At 59.2% G+C, this 1,371-nt stretch carries 1 protein-coding gene and 1 pseudogene; one reads left to right on the forward strand and one right to left on the reverse strand.

From position 1 onward, the window contains the following. Positions 1–463: 463 nt before the first annotated feature. On the forward strand, positions 464–682 hold the full coding sequence (locus FHD68_RS18550; RefSeq protein WP_139086592.1) for a hypothetical protein: 219 nt from the start codon (positions 464–466) through the stop codon (positions 680–682). A 92-nt stretch (positions 683–774) separates the two neighbouring features. Here FHD68_RS18550 and FHD68_RS18555 read toward each other — a convergent pair. Beyond that, positions 775–1,371: pseudogene (locus FHD68_RS18555) on the reverse strand (IS3-like element ISPmar2 family transposase); the annotation flags it as partial.

The raw sequence follows: 1,371 nt of genomic DNA on the forward strand, positions 1-1,371 counted from the left end.
ACAGAAACCGCGGGATAAATCCGTCCGGGGAAAGGGGAACCTCGGACATCAGAGGCTTTGTGCAACAAAGCCATATTGGTTAATTTGAAGTTAAGGTCCGGTTCGATATGACGCGACGGATGCGGCAACTGTCACGGCTGCAAGGGCAAGCCCGGTGCCATCTGCGACGTAGTAAGCTGCGGGCGAACGCTTGGGCCAGCATGAGCAGACCAGAGATGCCCAATGCTCGCGAGATCACGGGCGATTAGCGGCCCTGGCGCCGTATCGGATTATGGGCTCCGGGGCGGTAATCGATGATGTTGGCGAATAGGGCAGGGGCTCAGCCGGTAAGCGCTCATCAACTTTGAGATAGATAACGATCGCGTCACGGTTGTGTTTTGACCCTCACTATGTGAGTTGCATCAAGTGCAGACATTTTGGCGTGATACGCTAGGGTAGAATGAGGTCCGATATGACCAGGCATATGAGCGATGACCTCCTGGACGAGATCGAACAACGTGCGATGGCCGAGCGGATCCTGCTGAACATTCTGCGCGCAACGCTCGCCTTTCCGGAAGCGATGGATCGCAGTGGTGTGGCGACGATGATCTCAGCTGCTGCCACGGAGCGCCAACGGCATGGCGATTACGGTGCAGCTGATCTGCTCCGCCACTGGAGGGCAATAGTTGATGGCTGGGACTGATGGTCATGCCAGACGCAACATTCTGGCCGTCACCCGACACGTAGCCCTTTGAGGATAGTGGCCTGCCCCTATCGGGTGGTCCGGTTTCAGTCTTAGTGCATTACGGGTCTTGGCGCTACAGCTGGGGTGGCCGGCGAAGCGGCTCCGGATGGCGAAGCCGGCCACTGGATGGCCTCGGGAGCTGGCGGGCGATACCCCAGTGATGAGTGCGGGCGCTTGGTGTTGTAATGGCGGCGCCAGCTCTCGATGATAATCTTCGCCTCAGCGAGGCTGTAGAAGATCTCCCCGTTCAGCAGCTCGTCGCGGAGCTTGGAATTGAAGCTCTCACAGTAACCGTTCTCCCAGGGGGACCCCGGCTCGATGTAGGCGGTCTTCGCGCCGACGGCGACGATCCATTCCCGCACCGCCTTGGCGATGAACTCCGGGCCATTGTCGGACCGTATATGATCCGGCACACCGTGCAGGATGAAGAGATCGGACAAGACGTCGATGACGTCGGTCGATCGGAGCCTCCGGTCGACCCGGATTGCCAGGCACTCCCGGCTGAACTCGTCGATGAGATTGAGCATGCGGAACTTCCTTCCATCGTGGGTCCGGGCTTCGACGAAGTCGTAGGACCAGACATGGTTCGAACGCTCTGGCCGCAGACGGATGCATGACCCGTCGTTCAGCCAGAGCCGACCCTTCTT

Origin of the sequence: Paracoccus marcusii, assembly GCF_006151785.1 — a bacterium.
GTDB lineage: Bacteria > Pseudomonadota > Alphaproteobacteria > Rhodobacterales > Rhodobacteraceae > Paracoccus > Paracoccus marcusii.

What these genes read in the sequence shown, in the direction of transcription:
- FHD68_RS18550 (WP_139086592.1), top strand. Translation starts at nt 464, where the DNA reads ATGAGCGATGACCTCCTGGACGAGATCGAACAACGTGCGATGGCCGAG.